Origin of the sequence: Vreelandella malpeensis (assembly GCF_020622355.1) — a bacterium.
GTDB lineage: Bacteria > Pseudomonadota > Gammaproteobacteria > Pseudomonadales > Halomonadaceae > Vreelandella > Vreelandella malpeensis.
The window spans coordinates 25,508-43,333 of the sequence record NZ_WHVL01000002.1 but is presented as its reverse complement, the minus strand read 5'-3'; the positions used below and the strand labels follow the sequence as shown (position 1 = coordinate 43,333).

The window sequence follows — 17,826 nt, the reverse complement described above, 5'->3', positions numbered from 1 at the left end:
TTTGGTATAAAACAATTTAGATAAAACAAGGTTCTAGGTCGAATAACAGCATAGGCGAAGCGGGCCGCTGGCGCGACCCCGTGGCTTCGGTATACTGGCTTTCCATTTTCCAGCCCGTAGAGGTTCCCGTTGAGCGACGACACATCCCCCAAGGCCATCCTTCGCAAGCGGCTTTACTGGCATTCGCGCCGTGGCATGTGGGAGCTGGACCTTTTGCTGATTCCGTTTCTCGAGGCGCGCTTCGAGACGCTCTCCGAGGTGGAGCAACTCGCCTACCAGCGCCTGATCGAGGAGGAGGACCAGGATCTCTTCGTTTGGCTGATGCACCGTGAGTGGCCAGAAGAACCCGAGCTTCGTCATATCGTCCAGATGATCGTCGAACATGCCGAAACCACCGATAACAGTGCCTATCGCACGCTCTAGCTATTCGCTGGTGATTCACTTGCTGCTGGCCATGGGGCTCGTCGGGGTGGGGCTGTGGTTGACCGCTTCGCCCTGGATGCTCGTTGCACTGCCGGCGTGCCTGTGGCTGGTGTTTCGTCACGCTCGGGGCCAGCCGATCGGGATGCTCTTCGTCCATCGCCTCGACGAGGCACTTTACGCCCGCTGGCTATCACCGAACGGGGAGCTGGGCGAGCAGCGTCCGCTGCGCTGCTTCTATCTGGGACCCTGGCTTCTGGGGCTCGAAATAGGGCGCACGCGGCTCTGGCTATGGCCGGACAGCTTGCCCGGTGAGAGCCACCGCGCGCTTCGCCGCCTGTTGCATCGCCCCGGGCGCTAGAGCACCGGGATAGTCTGCGCTTTGACAGAGTGGGCGCCCTTTCCGGCAGGCCAGTCCGTCGAATAGTGCAATCCCCGGGACTCGCGTCGGGCGCGGGCAGCGTCGACGGTCAGTCTGGCCAGGCGCACTCTCTGTGTGAGGCGTCGACTCTTTGGGTGCTCGGTGTTGCCAAGCGCCAGGCGCTCTGCCTCGAGTTCATCGAGTCGCGCGGCGGCCTCGCCAAGGTCGGCATCGAATCTGACGATACCGACATGAGCCCAGCGGCTCGCGCCTCGGTCACGGTCGGCTGCGCCGACGAGTGTCACCGCGAGGTGATCGGCAATACCGAGAGCGAGCGTCAATTCGGCAATGCCGCGACCGATGATCAGCATGTCGGTGGAAGGTCGAGCCATGATCAATTCCTCGCGCGCGATGGATATTGAGGTCGCTATGGTAGCGTGGCCAGAAACGCTTGGTGAGAAAGGGAAAGCATAAGGAGTATGGCGGCGCACGGGTAAAACGGTAAGGAGTGAGGCAATCGACGGCGCGGGAAAATAATGGTGCCCGGAGCCGGACTTGAACCGGCACGGGGTTACCCCCGAGAGATTTTAAGTCTCATTTAAAACAGCTCGTACAGTATCAGTGCTTAGTAAAAACAGCTTGTTAGCGACAATAACTGCCCACTAGATGCAGATGTGACAATGTAAAGTGGACATTCTGTGGACATTTTCAGGGTGTTTCGTCATAGCCTAAAAGGTGGGCGTTGGCTTTGAGGCTTTGTTTAAGAGAGTGCCGTATTTGAGCACCTACAGACCGCTCCTTTAAATCGGCCAGTCGCTTAACTTCATCATAAAGCGAAGGCTCAATCATCATAGAGATGGTTCGTTTTTTTTCTTTAGCGATTGGCTTAAAAGGCGGTTGCTCTACCGGCTCATGGGAGCTTGAGGCCGCTGCAGTTTGCCCATGGTTGTTCGAATCAGTCAGTGTGGAAGGCTGATCGGCTGACTGCGGAGGCGATTCTGAAAGCTTTTGCTCGCGAATCCGAAGCAGGAAATTAGTAAGGCCTTTTTCCGTATTGGTTGCGACCGACGGTAATGTAGGCATTTCACCGCTAACCGACCAGCGTTCCCTAAACAAATTATCATCAACACCGCCGGAGCGCACGCACTCGTAGTACAGGCCAAACTTTTTCCAACCTGGACCATTACTCATTGTTTCAAGAAGGTTTCTCCAGCCTTCAGGCTTGCCTTTCCTCAGGTAGGCCGAAAGACGACGCCTTTGATCTTTATCCAAAGAATAAGACATTACTAATCTCTATATTTTCTATATAGAAACAAAATAGGTCCATATCTTACAAAAGTCAACAAGAGTATGTTTTTTATATTGTGTTCCTATATAGGTTTTGTGCTAGGATTTCTATATAGGTCATGCTGTACTGTGCATCTATGACAAGTTACCAAGGTTTTAGATGGTATTTCTGTGAGACGTGTTACATGGAGGGTCTCAACCGATGGGAGTAAGCAAACAAGAGGATGGTAGCTGGCTGGCTGATTTCAGAGGAAACGGTAGGGGGTCTAGGCGTTTCAGAAAGAAATTTAAGACCAAGGCTGAAGCGCTCAGGTACGAGAATCACATTAAGGCGAAGGTAGTTCAAGCCCCTGACTGGGAGCCCCCTAGAAAAGATGCTCGAAAGCTCTCTGATTTGGTGGAGCGTTGGTACCAGGTGCATGGAAAGCACAACATTGATGGGCAGTCGCGCAAGCAGCGCTTAGTAAAGCTCTGTGAGCTTTCTGGAAACCCATTGGCAGATGAACTTGATCAAGAGTGGTTTACACGGCTTAGAGAGGCTAGGAGCCAGTCTGTTTCGGCGAATACGATGAATCATGATAGGGCCTACTTGAATGCCCTATTCAACGAATTAGCAAGAGCTGGTGAGTGGGATAAGCCTAATCCAGTCAGGCAAAGCCGAAAGCTAAAATATGACAACCGTGAACTAAGATATCTTACTAAAGAGGAAGTCAAGCGCTTACTTGAAGAATTGGGGGTATCTAGGAATGGTTCATCTTTGTTAATTGCCAAAGTATGCCTAGCAACGGGAGCGCGGTGGACTGAGGCTGAAACGTTACGAAGGGAGAATGTTAAAAACGGTTTAGCATCATTTTGGAGCACGAAAAATGGTAAGCCACGGCACATACCTATAAGCCATGAGCTTGAAGCCGAGATACTTGCTGCTGGTGGCCCTGGAAGGCTATTTAAGGGAGGCTATGAGGCTTTCAAAAATGCTATTAATAGAGCAGGCATTGCTCTGCCAAAGGGGCAGATGACGCATGTGCTTAGGCATACTTTTGCCAGCCACTTCATTATGCAGGGCGGTAGTATCTTAACCTTACAGCGCATCCTAGATCATTCAACTATCACCATGACAATGAGGTATGCGCATTTAGCTCCTGATCACCTAGAGGAAGCCAAAAAGCTAAACGTGTTGGAGGTCATCAAGTGACGCCTGAAGAGCATTTTAGAGACGTGTCTGCGCGTATCGCCGCAGCACCAAGAATTATTAAGCAGGGCAATTTGCCTAGGAAAGTAAGCATGCAGATGCTAGAAAGCCTGCATACAGAATATGGGGGGGTAATTGAGCGACTAAAGAGCTCCAATGTGGTTTCTCTGCCTTCTCGGCATCCCCGCTCCCTCGGGCTCCAGGATCCAGAGTGATTAACCACTTGTCAGCTCGCCTCAGTCGCATCGGATTCGGCCATGCTAATGGGGTCGCGTCAACCCGTGCTACGCAGAGTATGACGCAACCCCATTAGCATGGCGTTGATCAGGCGCGACCGACGGCGATAGGTGACGGAGTGGTTAAAACCAACGTTTACCAGGGCCGCGATATAGAGTGAGGGGATTCAGCGAGGAATGAGGCCGCGACGAAAAGAGGGGATGCCGCAAGCCTGTTGTTTGTCATGCGTTCGCTTCGCTCACCACCATTCAAAGTAATCAGAACACATAGAGAATATTTCTAGATGTGGACACTTTGTGGACGTTGAACGTTGGCTTCAAGAGGGGGTAGGCCGGGTATATGATCTAACTTATTGAAAATAATGGTGCCCGGAGCCGGACTTGAACCGGCACGGGGTTACCCCCGAGAGATTTTAAGTCTCTTGCGTCTACCGATTTCGCCATCCGGGCGGTATAGCAGCGCTCGAATCCAGGATTAGAGAGCTGCTACAGGAGATATGGAGGCTGGAGTCGGAATCGAACCGGCGTACACGGAGTTGCAGTCCGCTGCATAACCACTCTGCCATCCAGCCTTTAAGTCAGATCCACTCTTTGCTTGCTTGAATGGAGCGGGAAAGGAGATTCGAACTCCCGACCCTCGCCTTGGCAAGGCGATGCTCTACCACTGAGCTATTCCCGCTTGACTCGAGGGCGAATTATACGCACTAATCCGGACTTGTCAACGACGAAATGGTCAGTGCGTACAATGAGATAGCTTTTCGAGATAGCTTTTCAAGACCGCTTTTCGAGATGGCTCTGCAAGATAGCTTTTCAAGACAGCTTTTTCGCCCGTTACGTTACATTGAACGGCTGAGATGCGGCCAGGCGGCGCGCAGGTACTGGAACATCGACCAGAGCGTGAGGATCGCCGCGACGTAGAGAATGCCCACGCCAATCTGGGCCAGCTCGTGACCCGGAGGGAAGGCGAGCAGAACCAGCAGCGCCACCATCTGCAGGGTGGTCTTGAGCTTGCCGATCCATGAGACCGCGACCATGCCGCGCTTGCCCATCTCCGCCATCCACTCCCTGAGAGCGGAAATGACAATCTCGCGGCCGATGATCACCAGAGCCGGCAGGGTGAGCAGCATGGTGTCGAAGCGCTCGATCAGAAGTGCCAGGGCCACGGCGACCATCAGCTTGTCCGCTACCGGGTCCAGGAAGGCGCCGAAGGGCGTCGACTGGTTCCAGAGCCTGGCCAGATACCCATCCAGCCAGTCGGTGATGGAGGCCAAGGCGAACAGGATCGCCGCCAGCGGCATGCTCCAGCTATAAGGCAAGTAGAACAGCACCACCAGAAGCGGAATGAAGACGATTCTTGCCAGGGTCAGTATGTTGGGTATGTTCATCGCAGGGCGCGATCCTTGCTGGAGAGTCAGGAAGTCGAACGTGTGTACGACCATTCTATCCGCCTTGGCCGGCGGCATCCATGCCAAGCGGGGCTTTATCCATTCAGCGCCTGATAGATCGTGGCCGCCATGGCCGCGCTGATGCCGGGCACACGGGCGAGCTCGCTCTGGCTTGCCTTCTGTACCCCCTGAAGACCGCCGAAGAAGCGCAGCAGCTCACGCCGGCGTTTCGGGCCGACGCCGGGAATGTCCTGTAGCGTCGAGGTGCGCCGGGCCTTGTCGCGCTGGGCACGATGCCCGGCAATGGCGAAGCGGTGCGATTCGTCGCGTATGTGCTGGATCAGGTGTAGCGCCGGCGAGGCGGGATCGAGCGGCAGCGCCTGGTCGCTGCTTTCCACGAACAGCGTCTCGAGCCCGGCCTTGCGGGTGGTGCCCTTGGCAACGCCCAGCAGCATGATACCGCTCACTCCGAGCTCCTCGATCACGCCACGAGCCATGTTGATCTGCCCCTTGCCGCCGTCGACGATCAGGATGTCCGGGGTCGTCGCCTCGCCGCTCTTGACCCGTTTCAAACGCCGCGTCAGCGCCTGCTGCATGGCGGCGTAGTCATCGCCCGCCGCCACGCCCTCGATGCGAAAGTGGCGGTAGTCGCTCTTGCGCGGACCCTGCTGGTCGAATACCACGCAGGAAGCCACGGTCGCCTCGCCGTGGCTGTGGCTGATGTCGAAGCACTCCAGCCGCTCTGGTGTCTGCTCAAGCCCCAACGCCTTCTGCAGGGCCTCGAAACGCGCCGCGAGCTGCGTCTTGTTGGCCAGTTGCGAGGCGAGCTGCTGTTCGGCATTGGTCATCGCCAGGTGCTGCCACTGGGCGCGGTGGCCGCGCACCTGGTGCGCCACGCGCACTTTCCTGCCTGCCTGCTCGCTCAGCGCATCGGCGATCAGGGCGCTGTCGATCAGCGCGTGACTGGTGATCACTTCCGTTGGCACGTTGTGCGGTTGGCCGAAATAGTACTGGCTGACCACCTCGGTCAAGAGCATTTCGTCGGAGAGCTCCAGGTCGTTTTTCGGCGTGTGGTGGCGCGCGCCGAGAAGGCGGCCATCGCGGATGCTTATGATCGAAATGCCCTGGGCGCCCGGGCGGTGGGCGAGGGCGAAAATGTCGGCATCGCCACGTTCGTTGTCGACGAACTGGCGCTGCTGGAGCTGGCGCAGCCTGAGGATCTGATCGCGCAGGCGCCCGGCCTCCTCGAAGTTCAGCGCCTTGCTCGCCGTTTCCATCTGATCGCTCAGCGCCTGGGTGACGTCGTCGCTCTTGCCCTCCAGGCACATCACGGCGTGCTCGACATCGCGCGTGTACTCCTCTTGCGAAATGTAGCCCACGCAAGGGGCGCTGCAGCGGTCGATCTGATACTGCAGGCAAGGCCGGCTGCGGTTGGCGAACACGCTGTCCTCGCAATTGCGAGTGCGAAAGATCTTCTGCATCAGCGTCAGGCTCTCCTTGACCGCGCCGCTGCTCGGATAGGGCCCCAGGTAGCGGCCGTCGCCTCGGCGCTGACGGGCACGCTTGTACTCGAGCGCCGGGTAAGGGTGGCGGTCGGTGACGAAGACGAAAGGGTAGGACTTGTCGTCGCGCAAAAGGATGTTGTAGGGCGGGCGCAGCTCCTTGATCAGCGTCTGCTCGAGCAGCAGCGCCTCGGTCTCGCTGCGGGTGACGGTGACCTGGATATCGGCGATACGCGCCACCATCGCCTGGGTCTTGGTGTTGAGCTGGCCACGAAAATAGCTCGCCAGGCGCGCCTTGAGCCGCTTCGCCTTGCCGACGTAGAGCGTGTTCTGCTGATCGTCGAGCATGCGGTAAACACCGGGGGCGGTGCTTACCGAGCTCAAGAATTGCTTGGCATCGAAAGTCATAGAAGGCACTAGAGGAGCAGGGGGAGGGCTTGGATGGTAGGACTATACTTCGCGTGCGTCAAAGCCCTCTACCAGCCCGTGGCGCAGCGCCAGGTGCGTCAGTTCCACGTCGCCGGCCACTTCGAGTTTCTCGAACAGTCGGTAACGGTAGGTGTTGACCGTCTTGGGACTCAGGTGGAGTCGGTCGGAGATGTCCTGCACGCGCTGGCAGTTGACGATCATCAAGGCGATCTGCATTTCGCGCGGGGAGAGCGCCTTGAAGGGGCTGTCCTCTTCGGTGAAATGGGAGAGCGCCAGACGCTGAGCGATCTCCTGGCTGACGTAGCGGCCGCCGTTGAAGACCTGGCGGATGGCATCGGTCATCTCCACGGCGTCCGCGCCCTTGCTGAGAAAGCCCGAGGCGCCCGCCGCCAGCATGCGCCGCAGGATGCCGTCCTCCATGTACGCAGTGAGAATCAGCACGCGCACATCCTTCATGGTACGTCGTATGCGGCGAGTCGCCTCGAGACCGCCAATGCCGGGCATGCGAATATCCATCAGTACCAGGTCGGGCTTGAGCTGCCGGCATAGTGAAACGGCACCTTCACCATCGTCAGCTTCGCCGGCGATGGTGATATCGCTCTCTTCGTTGAGCAGGTGCGCGATACTGGTTCTCACCAAATGGTGATCGTCGGCGATCAGTACGTTGATCAAAGGGGTCGCTCCTGCGTAAAGTCACGAATTCCAGCTGTCGCTTAGCACGTTAACCTATAGAGTGCCATAGCTTGTGACAAAGGAGAATTAGCAAATCGATTTGTCATCGAGGGCTTGACGAGGTTTCATCCCTGCTTTAATATTCGCCGCGCACTCGGAGGCCAGAGCGTGGTTCGAGCGATGGAAAATAGAGTGTTGGAAATTAGAATGATGAAAAAGGGGCCTTAGCTCAGCTGGGAGAGCGCAACACTGGCAGTGTTGAGGTCAGCGGTTCGATCCCGCTAGGCTCCACCAAATTCAAAAAAGCTCCGTTGTCGACGGAGCTTTTTTTATGCGCGCGGATCGCTTGAAGACGCCCGAGCATCGGGCGCCCCTTGCGTTACTCGACGCGGCCCAGCAGCAGGAATTCCATCAGTGCCTTTTGCGCGTGCAGGCGGTTGCCGGCCTCCTGCCAGACCACCGCGCGCGGGTCGTCGAGCAGCGTTTCGCTGATCTCCTCGCCGCGATGAGCGGGCAGGCAGTGCAGGAACAGCACATCGTCCTTGGCGCCGTCGAGCATCGCTTCGGTCACCTGGAAGCCTGCGAAATCGGCTTCCCGTTTGGCTTGTTCTTCCTCCTGGCCCATGGAGGCCCAGACGTCGGTGGTGATCAGATCGACCCCGCGCGTTGCCTCGACAGGATCGTGGAACAGCGTGACGCGGTCGCCGGCGGCTTCGAGGATATCGGCGCGCGGCTCGTAACCTTTCGGGCAGCAGACGTGCAGCTTGAAGTTGAACTGGCGGGCAGCGTTGATCCAGGAGTGGCACATGTTGTTGCCATCGCCCACCCATACCGCCGTGCGGCCCTTGACGCTTCCCCGGTGCTCCACCCAGGTCATCACGTCAGCGAGCAGCTGGCAGGGGTGATAGTCATCACTCAGCGCGTTAATCACCGGTACGGCGCTCGCGCTGGCAAAGGTCTCGAGGCCCGCGTGGGAGAAGGTGCGGATCATCACCGCGTCGACCATTTCGGAGAGCACCCGGGCGGTATCCTCGATCGGCTCGCCGCGACCGAGCTGGCTGTCACGGGGTGAGAGGAACAGGGCGTGGCCGCCGAACTGGGTCATGCCGGTCTCGAAGGAGACACGGGTACGGGTAGATGATTTCTCGAAGATCATCGCCAGCGTGCGGTTGGTGAGCGGCGTGTAGACCGGGCCGTTCGCCTTGAGATCGGTCTTGATGGTGATGGCGCGCTGGATCAGGTAGGCGAGCTCGTCCGGGCTCATATCCAGCAGGGTCAGGAAATGGCGGGTCGCCATGGCAATGTCTCTCCTCTTAAATACACCATCCTAGCGACGGTGCAGGGGATGCGCAACGCCATCGGCATGCGTAGAATAGGCCCACCCGACGACGCCGAGCGGTTTTCGGTGATCGCGACGCAATTGCGGCGGACGTCGCTGCGCTCGACGCGTGGTCTAGACTATTCCCCCGGTCCGCCATCGATTCAAGGAGCACGATATGAGCACCACGGTTGAGAACATCCAACGCCAGATCAGCGAAAACCCCATCCTGATCTACATGAAAGGGACGCCCCAGCTGCCCCAGTGCGGCTTCTCGGCCCAGACCGTGCAGGCGCTGATGAGCTGCGGCGAGCGCTTTGCCTTCGTCAACGTGCTGGACAACCCGGACATTCGCAGCGAGCTGCCCAAGGTGGCCAACTGGCCGACCTTCCCTCAGCTGTGGGTCGAAGGCGAGTTGGTCGGCGGCTGCGACATCGTGATGGAAATGCACCAGAGCGGTGAGCTCGAGAAACTCGTCAAGGCGGCCGGTCAGCGCGCCGCGGCTGCCGACAACGGCGACGCGCCGAGCGAGTGATCCCCACGGCGCTCGCGCGCCACTTGCACGTTGGCTCTCAGGCGGCTTGGCCTCCGGGGAGCCCGCCCGCCTCAGGAACCCGCCACAGGAAATAGTGCTCAATGAGCTATCAGGTTCTGGCCCGCAAATGGCGCCCGCGTACATTTCACGAGCTGGTCGGTCAGACCCATGTCCAGCGCGCGCTGGTCAACGCGCTCGACCAAGGGCGGCTTCACCACGCCTACCTGTTCACCGGTACTCGCGGCGTGGGCAAGACTACGCTCGCCCGGATTCTCGCCAAATGCCTCAACTGCACCGCCAACGGACGCGGTGACGAAGGGGTCACCTCCACGCCTTGCGGTCAGTGCGACAGCTGCCGGGCGATCGACGAGGGGCGCTTCGTCGACCTGATCGAGGTGGACGCCGCCTCGCGCACCAAGGTGGAAGACACTCGCGAGCTTCTCGACAACGTTCAGTACGCGCCGACCCAGGGGCGCTACAAGGTGTACCTCATCGATGAGGTGCACATGCTCTCGACCAGCAGCTTCAACGCGCTGCTGAAGACCCTCGAGGAGCCGCCGCCCCACGTCAAGTTCCTGCTCGCCACCACCGACCCGCAGAAGCTGCCGCCCACGGTGCTGTCGCGCTGTCTGCAGTTCACCCTGAAGCATATGCCGCCGGAGCGGGTGGTCGAGCATTTGACCTACGTGCTGGGCAAGGAGCATGTCGAGTTCGAACAGAGCGCGCTATGGCTTCTGGGCAAGGCTGCCGAAGGCTCCATGCGCGACGCCATGAGCCTCACCGATCAGGCGATCGCCTTCGGTCAGGGCGCAGTGCGCCATGCGGATGTCGCCGCCATGCTCGGTACCCTGGATCATCGCCACGTCATGGCGCTGGTCCAGGCGCTGGCCGATGTCGATGTCCAGACGCTGCTGGCCGAGGTGGCCACGCTCGCCGAGCAGGGCCCGGATTTCGCTGCCGTGCTCGACGAGCTGACGGCGATCCTGCATCGTCTGGCGGTAGCTCAGGTGGTGCCCGGCGCGGTGGACAACGGCCACGGCGACCGCGACACCATCCTTCAGCTCGCCGGACGGTTCACTGCCGAGGATCTGCAGCTCTACTACCAGATCGGTATCCAGGGACGTGGCGACATGGTTCACGCGCCGGATTTGCGTAGCGCCCTGGAAATGACCTTGCTGCGCATGCTGGCGTTTCGCCCCCAGGGTGTTCCCAAGCCACCGCGCACGCCGCTACCGCTGCGCCCGGAGCCCGCCGATCAGGTGCCGGACGAGGCCGCGCCAAAAAAGCCTGAGCCTGCATCGCCCGCGCCGCCGGCGCACGCTCCGGCGCTGCAGGCAGCCGAGCCCGAACCTGAGCCCGAGCCCGAGCTGGAACCGGCACCCGCGCCGGAGCCGCCGCCCTGGATGCAGGACGACCCTGGTCCGGTACCTTTCGACGAGGCACCGGCAAGCGAGGCGTCGAGTGACCCCTGGCCGCCTCAGGCGCCCATCGGCACGCCCGGTGACGGTATAGAAGGTGACGGTATAGAAGAAGCGCCCGAGTCCGACGCCCCGGCCGAGCCTTCGCCCGTACCACCTCCTCTTGTCGATACGGCGCCGAGCGACGCGCCGCAGGAAGCCCCGGCGAGTGCCGGCGACCGGCTCGACCACGCCCGCTGGCTGGGGCTGTTCGACGCCCTGGGCCTCGGCGGGCTGACGCGTAACCTGGCCGCCCATTGCCAGGTGGCCAGCGACGATGGCCGCACGCTCGTCTTTCACCTCGACCCCGGCCAGGCGGCGATGCAGGCCGAGGTCCACGAGCAGCGCATCCAGAAGGCGCTGGAAGGGCAGGGGTTCCCGCGACGCATCGTGTTCGAGGTAGCCGAGCTCGACCGTGCCATCGAGACTCCCCGCGAGCAGGATCTGCGCTTTCAGCGCGAGCGCCACGCCCAGGCCGTTGATCTGTTGCAGCGCGACCCCAATATACTAAAGCTTGCGCAAGCCTTCGGGGCCACCCTCGACGAAGCCAGCGTCAAACCCAGAACCTAGAACCTAGCGCCATGACAGCGCGGGCGTTACGGCTTACGCTTACTCTCGGCATGCACTGAACCAGTAAAGGAGTGACACCATGTTCAAAGGTGGAATGGGCAACCTGATGAAGCAGGCCCAGGAAATGCAGGAAAAGATGCAGAAGGTGCAGGAAGAGGTGGCCAAGGCGGAAGTGCACGGCGAGGCCGGCGCGGGCATGGTCAAGATCACCATGAACGGCCGCCACGACGTGAGCGACGTGACCATCGACCCGAGCGTGCTCGAAGAGGACAAGGAGCTTCTCGAAGACCTGCTGGCCGCCGCGGTGAACGACGCCGTGCGCAAGGTGGAAGCCAACTCCAAGGCCAAGATGGAAGAAGCCACCGCCGGGCTCAACCTGCCGCCCGGCTTCAAGATGCCGTTCTGATCGATGCGCTTCTCCCCCCTCATCGAGCAGCTTATCGAGTCGTTCCGGGTGCTGCCGGGCGTCGGGCCCAAGACCGCCCAGCGCATGGCGATGCACCTGCTCGAACGTGAGCGCGAAGGCGGCAAGCGCCTCTCCGAGGTGATCGCCCAGGCGATCGACGAGGTCGGCTACTGCCAGCGCTGTCGCACGCTCACCGAAGCACCGGTCTGCGCGCTGTGCGAGAGCGCGCGTCGGGACGACTCGCTGCTGTGCGTGGTGGAGTCGCCGGCGGATCAGCTCGCCATCGAGGAGGCGGGCGGCTTCCAAGGGCGCTACTTCGTGCTTCACGGGCATCTCTCGCCACTCGACGGGGTCGGCCCCGAGGCGATCGGGCTGGATCTGCTCGAGGAGCGGGTCGGGGAGGGCGCCATCAAGGAAGTGGTGCTGGCCACCAATCCCACCGTGGAGGGCGAGGCGACGGCGCACTACATCGCCTCGCAGCTCGCCCGCCACGGCGTCGCCTTCTCGCGGCTCGCCTACGGTGTGCCCATGGGTGGCGAGCTCGAGTACGTCGATGGCGGCACGCTCAGTCGCGCCTTCAACGGCCGCTTGCCGTTCGGGCTCGAGTGAGCCCGCTCGCGCCTTCCGTCTTTTTCATTCTCATTGCAACCGCGCCGTTGTAGTTCACAGGAACGTCTACCGTGTCCGCTCTAACGCCCCCCAATCATCGCTGGATAGCGACCGCCGAGGCCCTCGACGCCGCCTGCCGGGACGTCGAGGGCGCCAGCGTCCTGGCCCTCGATACGGAGTTCTTTCGCGAGAACACTTTCTTCCCGTTGCCCGCGCTGATCCAGTTCTCCGCCGGCCAGACCGCCTACCTGATCGACCCGGTGGCGGTTGAGTGTACTCCCGCGTTTCGGGCGCTGCTGCAGAATTCGGCGTTGAAGCTCCTGCACGCCTGCAGCGAGGACCTCGAGGTCTTGAAGCTCTGGGCGGGCGTGCTGCCCACGCCTTTGGTGGACACCCAGATTGCCCAGGCGCTGCTGGGCGAGGTGCCGGCCATGGGTTACCAGAAACTGGTCGAGCACTGGGTCGGCGAAACCCTGCCCAAGGAGGAGACCCGCTCCAATTGGCTCCTGCGCCCGCTGACGGAGAGCCAGTGCACCTACGCGGCCCTCGATGTGCTCTACCTGCTCGAGGTATGGGCGCTGCAGTCCGGCAAGCTCGAGGCTCTGGGGCGCCGCGCGTGGCTGATGGAGGAGTGCAATGCCCAGCTCGCCCAGGCCGAGCGCAACGCGCAGAGCGATGCGCTGTGGTATACCCGCCAGCGTCAGCTATGGCGCCTGGCGCCACGACAGCTCGAGGCTTACCGGCTGATGACCACCTGGCGTGAGGGCGAAACCCGCCGGCGCGATCTGCCGCGCAACTGGCTGGCCGCCGACAAGCTGCTGTTCGCCGTGGCCGAGGCGATGCCCAAGAACCGCTTCGAGCTGGCGGCGGTCGAGGGCGTCAAGCCCACGCTGGTCAAGAAGGAGGGCGACACGCTGCTCGAGCTGGTCAACACCGCGCGCCACTGCCCGGAAGAAGCGCTGCCCACGCCTTGGCCGGACCCGGCGGAGCCCGTGTTCAAGCGCCGCTTCAAGGCGCTCAAGCGAGTGATCGGCGCCAAGGCCGAGGCGCTTTTGATCGCCCCGGAAGTGCTGATGCGTCGGCGCGACATCGAGGCGCTGGTGATGCAGGCGCTGGCCGGAGAGGCCCCGACGCTACCGACCGGCTGGCGCGGCGAGATCCTCAACGACGACCTGAATGATGCCCTGAAGGAGAGCGTTTGATGAGCGACAAACTGCTGTGCGAAATCTTCAAGAGCTCGCGCAAGGAAGAGATGTATCTCTACGTCGACAAGCGCCGCGGACTCGCTCCGGTGCCCGAGGCCCTGATGGCGACCTTCGGCAAGCCCGTGGCTGTGCTTACCATGATCCTCACACCGGACAAGACGCTCGCCCGGGTCGAGGTCGACGAAGTGATCGCGGCGATCGAGGAGCAGGGCTTCTACCTGCAGATGCCGCCGGCCAGGGAGCCTTACCTTCTGGACATCCACCGGGCTCACGCCGAGCGCTCGTGAACTTTCTCGCCCACGCTTGGCTCGTGCGCCAAGCCGATGACGCCTTTTTACTTGGCAACGTGATCGCCGACGGCGTCAAGGGTCGGGATCTCACGGCCTGGCCTGCGGCCATGGCCCGGGGCATTCGCCACCATCGTCGGGTGGACGCCTTCGTCGATGCCCACCCGGCGGTGCGGGGCGCCCGCCAGCGTGCTCCCGCTGCCCAGCGCCGCTACGCCGGCATCGCCTTGGACATTCTCTGGGACCATTTTCTGGCCCGCGAGCTTGCAGGACGCGAGGCCTTCGATGTCTTCGTCGAACGTGTTTATGCGCTGCTCGCCGCTCATCCGGCGCCAGCGCGACTGGAGGCGATGATGCCGGTGCTCGTCGAGCACGACTGGCTGCGCCGCTATGCTGATTTCGGTTTTACCTGCCGGGCGATCGAGGGCGTGGGCCGCAGGCTCACCGGCCCCAACCGGCTGCTCGAGCTCGTGCCTTGGCTTGAAAGCGACTACGCGGGGCTGGAGAAAGATTTTCACACCCTTTGGGCCGACTGTCTCGCGACGCTATCGAGCAGCGACGAACCGGCCGGTGCAGGCAAGATTCAATGAACGAGGGCGCCATGCGCGAACGTTTCTGGGAAAGATATCCGCTCGAGGAGCTGACCGCCGAGGAGTGGGAGGCGCTTTGCGACGGCTGCGGGCAGTGCTGCCTCTTGAAGTTTCACGACGACGAGACCAAGGAGCTCGCCGTGCTGGGCGTGGCGTGTCGGCTGCTGGATACCCATAGCTGCCAGTGCAGCGACTACGAGAACCGCTTCGAAAGCGTGCCGGACTGTACCCAGCTCACCCCGGCGCTGGTGCGCGAGTTCACCTGGCTGCCCACCAGCTGTGGCTATCGCCGGGTGGCAGAGGGGCGCAAGCTCGCCAGCTGGCATCCGTTGTTGAGCAACGACGCCGAGCGCGTCCATCGCAAGGGCGTCAGCGTACGCGGTTTCGCCGTTTCACAGGACGCGGTGCCGGAGAAGGAGTGGGAGGATTACATCATCGCCATCCTGCCCATCGACTAGCGGGCGAGCAGTGCCATCACCAGGCACTTGAAGCGCGATACGCGCGCCGGCTTGTCCGCCGATGCGGTCGGGGTGTCCCAGATGGTCAGAAAACGCTCTTGATACTTCATGTCACTCTCCTGGTTTGAATTAGACGTTGGTCTATGCGACTAACGGCCATTATACCCGGGAGATCGATTGTGGAAAGATTTATGGAAATTTTTTTCATTAAGTGAAAGCTCTCGCGAAGCGTGCTCCGCGGGAGCTTTCGTCTCTGGCAGACGCCGATCAGACCGGCGCGTCGGCCAGGCCCAGTGCCCACAGGATGAAGGCGTCCTGGCGCGCCGCATCCTGCCAGCTCTTGAAGCGCCCGGAAGCGCCGCCGTGGCCGCTGTCCATGTCGGTGTGCAGAAGGATCGGCGCATCGCCTCGTTGCGCCTGGCTCACCCGCGCGTAGAACTTGGCCGGCTCCCAGTAGCCCACTCGGGTATCGAACCAGTTGCCTTCGATCCACAGCGCCGGGTAGGCCTGGGGCTGGATGTTGTCCATCGGCGAATAGCCGCGCAGGCGCGCCTCGACCTCAAGCTCGGCGGGGTTGCCCCACTCGCTGTACTCGGCGGTGGTCAGGGGCAGGTCCGGGTTCTGCATGGTGCGCAGCACGTCCAGAAACGGCACGTCCAGCACGGCGGCGCAGAACGCTTGGGGTGCCCGGTTGACGCAGGCGCCGACCAGCAGTCCGCCGGCGCTGGCGCCGACCGCGACTATGCGCTTTGCCTGGCTCAGGCCCTCGTCCACCAGCTCCTGGCGCGCGGCGAGGAAGTCGTCGAAACTGTTCTCCTTGTGAGCCATCTTGCCGTCCAGGTACCAGGGTTCGCCGCGCTCGCCGCCGCCGCGCACGTGAGCCACGGCGAAGGCAACGCCGCGCTCGAGCAGCGAGAGCCTGGCGATCGAGAACCAAGGATCCAGCGGTTCGCCGTAGGCGCCGTAACCGTAGAGCAGCGTGGGCAGTGGCTGGTCGGCGAGATCCGCGCGCATCACGATCGATACCGGCACCCGTTCGCCGTCCGGGGCGCTGGCCCAGATCCGCCTGCTCACCAGCGCTTCGGGCTTGAGGCCGCCGTGCACCGGCACTGTCTTCAGGTGCCGGCGGTCACCGCTTTCCAAGTCCAGCTCGTACCAGCTCGCCGGGCGGGTGAAGGACTCCTCGCGCAGCCGTACGGTCGTGGTGTCGAAGTGCGCAGAATCCTCGAGCAACTGGGAGCAGGGCGTTTCGGGCAGCGCGATCAGCGTATCGACCGTGATCTCGTCGAGCCCGTCGAGCACCAGCCGGCGCAGCCGGGTCTGGGCCTCGTCGTGGCTTCGCTGCGCGACGATCAGCCCCCAGGCGTAGGCGTCCATGCCCTCAAGGGTGCGGGCGTCGTCGTGGGCGATCAGCGTCTGCCATGTCGGCGCATCGCCTTTTTCCCACGCCGCCTCGGCGAGCGTATCTAGGGCGAAGTGCGGGCCATCCTGGTTGTGCAGCCGATAGAAGGCGCCCGGGCGATGGTCGATGCTGACCTCGACACCCTTGATGCGCCGGTGCAGAAGGCGCGGCGGGGTGTTGGGCGCATCGGCCGGAATCGCCAGGATCTCGGTGGTGTCCTTGGCGCTGGTCTCGATCAGAAGCCACGCCTTCGAGCGGGTCTTGCCCATCCCGAGCCAGAATTCCGCGTCCTCCTCGCGAAACACCAGGGTGGCGGGTGCCGGGCGTTCGGGGGCGGTGAAGTCGACCTGACAGCGCCACAGGCTGTCCGGGCGCTGGGTCGAATCGAAGCGGGTGAACAAGAGCGTCGCACCGCGCGGGGTCTGGTCCTCCGCCCAGCACAGCGCCGGGCCGATGTCGTCGGCGAGCTTGTGCGGCTCGCCGTCGGGCAGCGCCTTGAGCCACAGCGTGTAGCGCTCGTCGCCCTGGGTGTCCTCGCTCCAGGCGAGCCACTGCTCGTCCGGGGCGAGCGCCATGTCGCCGATGTCGAAGAAGGCGTGGCGGCCGGCGCGCTCGACCACGTCGAAAAAGCACGCCGGGGCGCTGCCCTGGTCGAGCGGGCGGCGCCACCAGCGCGGGTAGTCGTCGTCCTGGCCGGTTTCGCTCCAGACCGCGAAGACGTCGAGCTCGGCTTCCAGACTCTTCACCGCGAGTTCGCGCCGGCTCAAGTGATCCTGGTAGAGGGCGCTGGCAAGTGGTGCGAGCGGGCGAAACCAGCGCTCGTGGGCCTGGTTGGCGTCCTCCAGAAAGGCGCGCGTAGCGGGGGCATCGCGCTGCTCCAGCCAGTGCCAGTCGGGGTCGTCGTGGCGCTTGTGACGCGTGACGGGGGAGTCTTTGGGCATGCCGGGCTGTGCTTTCATAAATTGACAGGTACCATAACGGGAAATCAACCGCGGGTGCGTTCACCCACACGAGGGTATTATGCTGTTTACAGGCTCAATGTCACTTCTATGGCTGAGTTATTACGGGGTGTCGCTGGTCGTGCTGATCGCGGTGTACTTCGCGCTGAGTTTCCTACCGCGCCTGCCACGCCTGGTCATCACCTGGTGCGTGGCCGGGGCGATGTGGATGCCCGCACGGTTCAGCCTGCCGCTGGTCGAGGAGAACGAGTTCTACACCGGCTGGGCGCCGGCGGCCTTCGTCTCAGCAGTGGGTTTCCTGGAGCACAATGCCTCAGCCCTGCGCGGGGCGCTTCTGTGGCTGGTATTCGGGATTGCGCTTGGTGCTGCGGTCGGCGTGGCGCTTTGGTGGTGGCGGCGCCCCGTCGAGCGCACCCCGGCCAAGCGTCCGCCGGAAGACCGCCGTCCGCCCGGCGGCGAGGGTCGCGTTTCCAACGAGCGCCGCGCCCCCGCCGCCAAGCGGCGCCCCGGCGAGCCGCGCCGGCGCGAGCCGGTGATCAACTAGGCGAC

General features: G+C 62.1%; 20 protein-coding genes and 5 tRNA genes. 14 read left to right on the top strand and 11 right to left on the bottom strand.

From position 1 onward, the window contains the following. The first annotated feature begins 129 nt into the window (after nucleotides 1–129). Both GEV37_RS05515 and GEV37_RS05510 read left to right on the top strand, forming a co-directional pair. Nucleotides 130–423, top strand: a complete 294-nt coding sequence (locus tag GEV37_RS05515) for an FAD assembly factor SdhE (protein WP_227389249.1) — start codon at nucleotides 130–132, stop codon at nucleotides 421–423. Then, nucleotides 404–781, top strand: a complete 378-nt coding sequence (locus GEV37_RS05510; protein WP_227389248.1) for a hypothetical protein — start codon at nucleotides 404–406, stop codon at nucleotides 779–781. Before GEV37_RS05515 ends, GEV37_RS05510 begins: the two co-directional genes overlap by 20 nt. On the opposite strand, the gene GEV37_RS05505 is transcribed toward GEV37_RS05510, so the two are convergent. Further along, the gene (locus tag GEV37_RS05505; protein WP_338035118.1) at nucleotides 778–1,026 is read right to left on the bottom strand and encodes a hypothetical protein; all 249 of its coding nucleotides are present in this window, start codon (nucleotides 1,024–1,026) and stop codon (nucleotides 778–780) included. The two genes, GEV37_RS05510 and GEV37_RS05505, sit on opposite strands and share 4 nt — an antisense overlap. On the opposite strand from GEV37_RS05505, the gene GEV37_RS17025 reads away from it, so the two are divergent. After that, on the top strand, nucleotides 937–1,203 hold the full coding sequence (locus tag GEV37_RS17025; protein ID WP_338035119.1) for a hypothetical protein: 267 nt from the start codon (nucleotides 937–939) through the stop codon (nucleotides 1,201–1,203). The two genes, GEV37_RS05505 and GEV37_RS17025, sit on opposite strands and share 90 nt — an antisense overlap. 115 nt (nucleotides 1,204–1,318) lie before the next feature. Here the strand turns inward: GEV37_RS17025 and GEV37_RS05500 are convergent. Continuing rightward, nucleotides 1,319–1,406: transfer RNA gene (locus GEV37_RS05500), tRNA-OTHER, on the bottom strand. 83 nt (nucleotides 1,407–1,489) lie between these two features. Further along, nucleotides 1,490–2,065, bottom strand: coding sequence for a hypothetical protein (locus tag GEV37_RS05495; RefSeq protein WP_227389246.1), 576 nt, complete (start codon nucleotides 2,063–2,065; stop codon nucleotides 1,490–1,492). A 205-nt stretch (nucleotides 2,066–2,270) separates the two neighbouring features. Here GEV37_RS05495 and GEV37_RS05490 point away from each other — a divergent pair, with 205 nt between their 5' ends. Continuing rightward, complete coding sequence (locus tag GEV37_RS05490) at nucleotides 2,271–3,260, top strand: phage integrase (RefSeq protein ID WP_227389245.1); 990 nt, start codon at nucleotides 2,271–2,273, stop codon at nucleotides 3,258–3,260. 596 nt (nucleotides 3,261–3,856) lie between these two features. On the opposite strand, the gene GEV37_RS05485 is transcribed toward GEV37_RS05490, so the two are convergent. The 6 genes from GEV37_RS05485 to uvrY form a co-directional block, all read right to left on the bottom strand. After that, nucleotides 3,857–3,943 (bottom strand) — tRNA-Leu (locus tag GEV37_RS05485). Between the two features lie 48 nt (nucleotides 3,944–3,991). Beyond that, nucleotides 3,992–4,065 (bottom strand) — tRNA-Cys (locus GEV37_RS05480). Between the two features lie 32 nt (nucleotides 4,066–4,097). Further along, a tRNA-Gly gene (locus GEV37_RS05475) sits at nucleotides 4,098–4,172 on the bottom strand. A 157-nt stretch (nucleotides 4,173–4,329) separates the two neighbouring features. Continuing rightward, nucleotides 4,330–4,878, bottom strand: coding sequence for a CDP-diacylglycerol--glycerol-3-phosphate 3-phosphatidyltransferase (gene pgsA / locus GEV37_RS05470; RefSeq protein ID WP_227389244.1), 549 nt, complete (start codon nucleotides 4,876–4,878; stop codon nucleotides 4,330–4,332). 95 nt (nucleotides 4,879–4,973) lie between these two features. Beyond that, on the bottom strand, nucleotides 4,974–6,788 hold the full coding sequence (gene uvrC / locus GEV37_RS05465) for an excinuclease ABC subunit UvrC (RefSeq protein ID WP_227389243.1): 1,815 nt from the start codon (nucleotides 6,786–6,788) through the stop codon (nucleotides 4,974–4,976). Nucleotides 6,789–6,830: 42 nt separating this feature from the next. Further along, nucleotides 6,831–7,481: a UvrY/SirA/GacA family response regulator transcription factor gene (gene uvrY, locus GEV37_RS05460; protein ID WP_227389242.1), complete on the bottom strand. Its 651-nt coding sequence runs from the start codon at nucleotides 7,479–7,481 to the stop codon at nucleotides 6,831–6,833. Between the two features lie 218 nt (nucleotides 7,482–7,699). Between uvrY and GEV37_RS05455 the strand changes: the two genes are divergently transcribed. After that, a tRNA-Ala gene (locus GEV37_RS05455) sits at nucleotides 7,700–7,775 on the top strand. Nucleotides 7,776–7,860: 85 nt separating this feature from the next. On the opposite strand, the gene argF is transcribed toward GEV37_RS05455, so the two are convergent. Further along, entirely contained in the window at nucleotides 7,861–8,778 is a 918-nt protein-coding gene (gene argF, locus GEV37_RS05450; protein WP_227389241.1) for an ornithine carbamoyltransferase, read from the bottom strand. A gap of 199 nt (nucleotides 8,779–8,977) precedes the next feature. Between argF and grxD the strand changes: the two genes are divergently transcribed. The 8 genes from grxD to GEV37_RS05410 all read left to right on the top strand — a co-directional run bounded on the left by grxD (nucleotide 8,978) and on the right by GEV37_RS05410 (nucleotide 14,916). Beyond that, the gene (gene grxD, locus GEV37_RS05445; RefSeq protein WP_227389240.1) at nucleotides 8,978–9,334 is read left to right on the top strand and encodes a Grx4 family monothiol glutaredoxin; all 357 of its coding nucleotides are present in this window, start codon (nucleotides 8,978–8,980) and stop codon (nucleotides 9,332–9,334) included. Between the two features lie 101 nt (nucleotides 9,335–9,435). Next, the gene (gene dnaX, locus GEV37_RS05440; RefSeq protein ID WP_227389239.1) at nucleotides 9,436–11,361 is read left to right on the top strand and encodes a DNA polymerase III subunit gamma/tau; all 1,926 of its coding nucleotides are present in this window, start codon (nucleotides 9,436–9,438) and stop codon (nucleotides 11,359–11,361) included. Between the two features lie 79 nt (nucleotides 11,362–11,440). Next, nucleotides 11,441–11,767, top strand: a complete 327-nt coding sequence (locus GEV37_RS05435) for a YbaB/EbfC family nucleoid-associated protein (protein ID WP_227389238.1) — start codon at nucleotides 11,441–11,443, stop codon at nucleotides 11,765–11,767. Nucleotides 11,768–11,770: 3 nt separating this feature from the next. Next, nucleotides 11,771–12,376 carry a recombination mediator RecR gene (gene recR, locus GEV37_RS05430; RefSeq protein ID WP_227389237.1) on the top strand — a complete coding sequence of 202 codons (606 nt, stop codon included), beginning with the start codon at nucleotides 11,771–11,773 and terminating at the stop codon, nucleotides 12,374–12,376. Between the two features lie 71 nt (nucleotides 12,377–12,447). Continuing rightward, the gene (gene rnd / locus GEV37_RS05425) at nucleotides 12,448–13,578 is read left to right on the top strand and encodes a ribonuclease D (protein ID WP_227389236.1); all 1,131 of its coding nucleotides are present in this window, start codon (nucleotides 12,448–12,450) and stop codon (nucleotides 13,576–13,578) included. Then, on the top strand, nucleotides 13,578–13,868 hold the full coding sequence (locus tag GEV37_RS05420; protein WP_227389235.1) for a YcgL domain-containing protein: 291 nt from the start codon (nucleotides 13,578–13,580) through the stop codon (nucleotides 13,866–13,868). The genes rnd and GEV37_RS05420 overlap by 1 nt, the downstream gene beginning before the upstream one ends. Beyond that, the gene (locus GEV37_RS05415) at nucleotides 13,865–14,458 is read left to right on the top strand and encodes an acyl carrier protein phosphodiesterase (protein WP_227389234.1); all 594 of its coding nucleotides are present in this window, start codon (nucleotides 13,865–13,867) and stop codon (nucleotides 14,456–14,458) included. The genes GEV37_RS05420 and GEV37_RS05415 overlap by 4 nt, the downstream gene beginning before the upstream one ends. Before the next feature lie 11 nt (nucleotides 14,459–14,469). After that, the gene (locus GEV37_RS05410) at nucleotides 14,470–14,916 is read left to right on the top strand and encodes a YcgN family cysteine cluster protein (RefSeq protein WP_227389233.1); all 447 of its coding nucleotides are present in this window, start codon (nucleotides 14,470–14,472) and stop codon (nucleotides 14,914–14,916) included. Nucleotides 14,917–15,183: 267 nt separating this feature from the next. Here the strand turns inward: GEV37_RS05410 and GEV37_RS05405 are convergent, their stop codons facing one another. Further along, the gene (locus GEV37_RS05405) at nucleotides 15,184–17,259 is read right to left on the bottom strand and encodes a S9 family peptidase (protein ID WP_227389232.1); all 2,076 of its coding nucleotides are present in this window, start codon (nucleotides 17,257–17,259) and stop codon (nucleotides 15,184–15,186) included. A 79-nt stretch (nucleotides 17,260–17,338) separates the two neighbouring features. Between GEV37_RS05405 and GEV37_RS05400 the strand changes: the two genes are divergently transcribed. Next, nucleotides 17,339–17,821, top strand: coding sequence for a hypothetical protein (locus GEV37_RS05400; RefSeq protein WP_227389231.1), 483 nt, complete (start codon nucleotides 17,339–17,341; stop codon nucleotides 17,819–17,821). Nucleotides 17,822–17,826: the final 5 nt, after the last annotated feature.

Coding starts and splice junctions, on each gene's coding strand:
- GEV37_RS05435 (WP_227389238.1), top strand. CDS start 11,441: ATGTTCAAAGGTGGAATGGGCAACCTGATGAAGCAGGCCCAGGAAATG.
- GEV37_RS05495 (WP_227389246.1), bottom strand. CDS start 2,065: ATGTCTTATTCTTTGGATAAAGATCAAAGGCGTCGTCTTTCGGCCTAC.
- GEV37_RS05490 (WP_227389245.1), top strand. CDS start 2,271: ATGGGAGTAAGCAAACAAGAGGATGGTAGCTGGCTGGCTGATTTCAGA.
- uvrC (WP_227389243.1), bottom strand. CDS start 6,788: ATGACTTTCGATGCCAAGCAATTCTTGAGCTCGGTAAGCACCGCCCCC.
- pgsA (WP_227389244.1), bottom strand. CDS start 4,878: ATGAACATACCCAACATACTGACCCTGGCAAGAATCGTCTTCATTCCG.
- GEV37_RS05420 (WP_227389235.1), top strand. CDS start 13,578: ATGAGCGACAAACTGCTGTGCGAAATCTTCAAGAGCTCGCGCAAGGAA.
- recR (WP_227389237.1), top strand. CDS start 11,771: ATGCGCTTCTCCCCCCTCATCGAGCAGCTTATCGAGTCGTTCCGGGTG.
- GEV37_RS05410 (WP_227389233.1), top strand. CDS start 14,470: ATGCGCGAACGTTTCTGGGAAAGATATCCGCTCGAGGAGCTGACCGCC.
- GEV37_RS05405 (WP_227389232.1), bottom strand. CDS start 17,259: ATGCCCAAAGACTCCCCCGTCACGCGTCACAAGCGCCACGACGACCCC.
- dnaX (WP_227389239.1), top strand. CDS start 9,436: ATGAGCTATCAGGTTCTGGCCCGCAAATGGCGCCCGCGTACATTTCAC.
- GEV37_RS05400 (WP_227389231.1), top strand. CDS start 17,339: ATGCTGTTTACAGGCTCAATGTCACTTCTATGGCTGAGTTATTACGGG.
- grxD (WP_227389240.1), top strand. CDS start 8,978: ATGAGCACCACGGTTGAGAACATCCAACGCCAGATCAGCGAAAACCCC.
- argF (WP_227389241.1), bottom strand. CDS start 8,778: ATGGCGACCCGCCATTTCCTGACCCTGCTGGATATGAGCCCGGACGAG.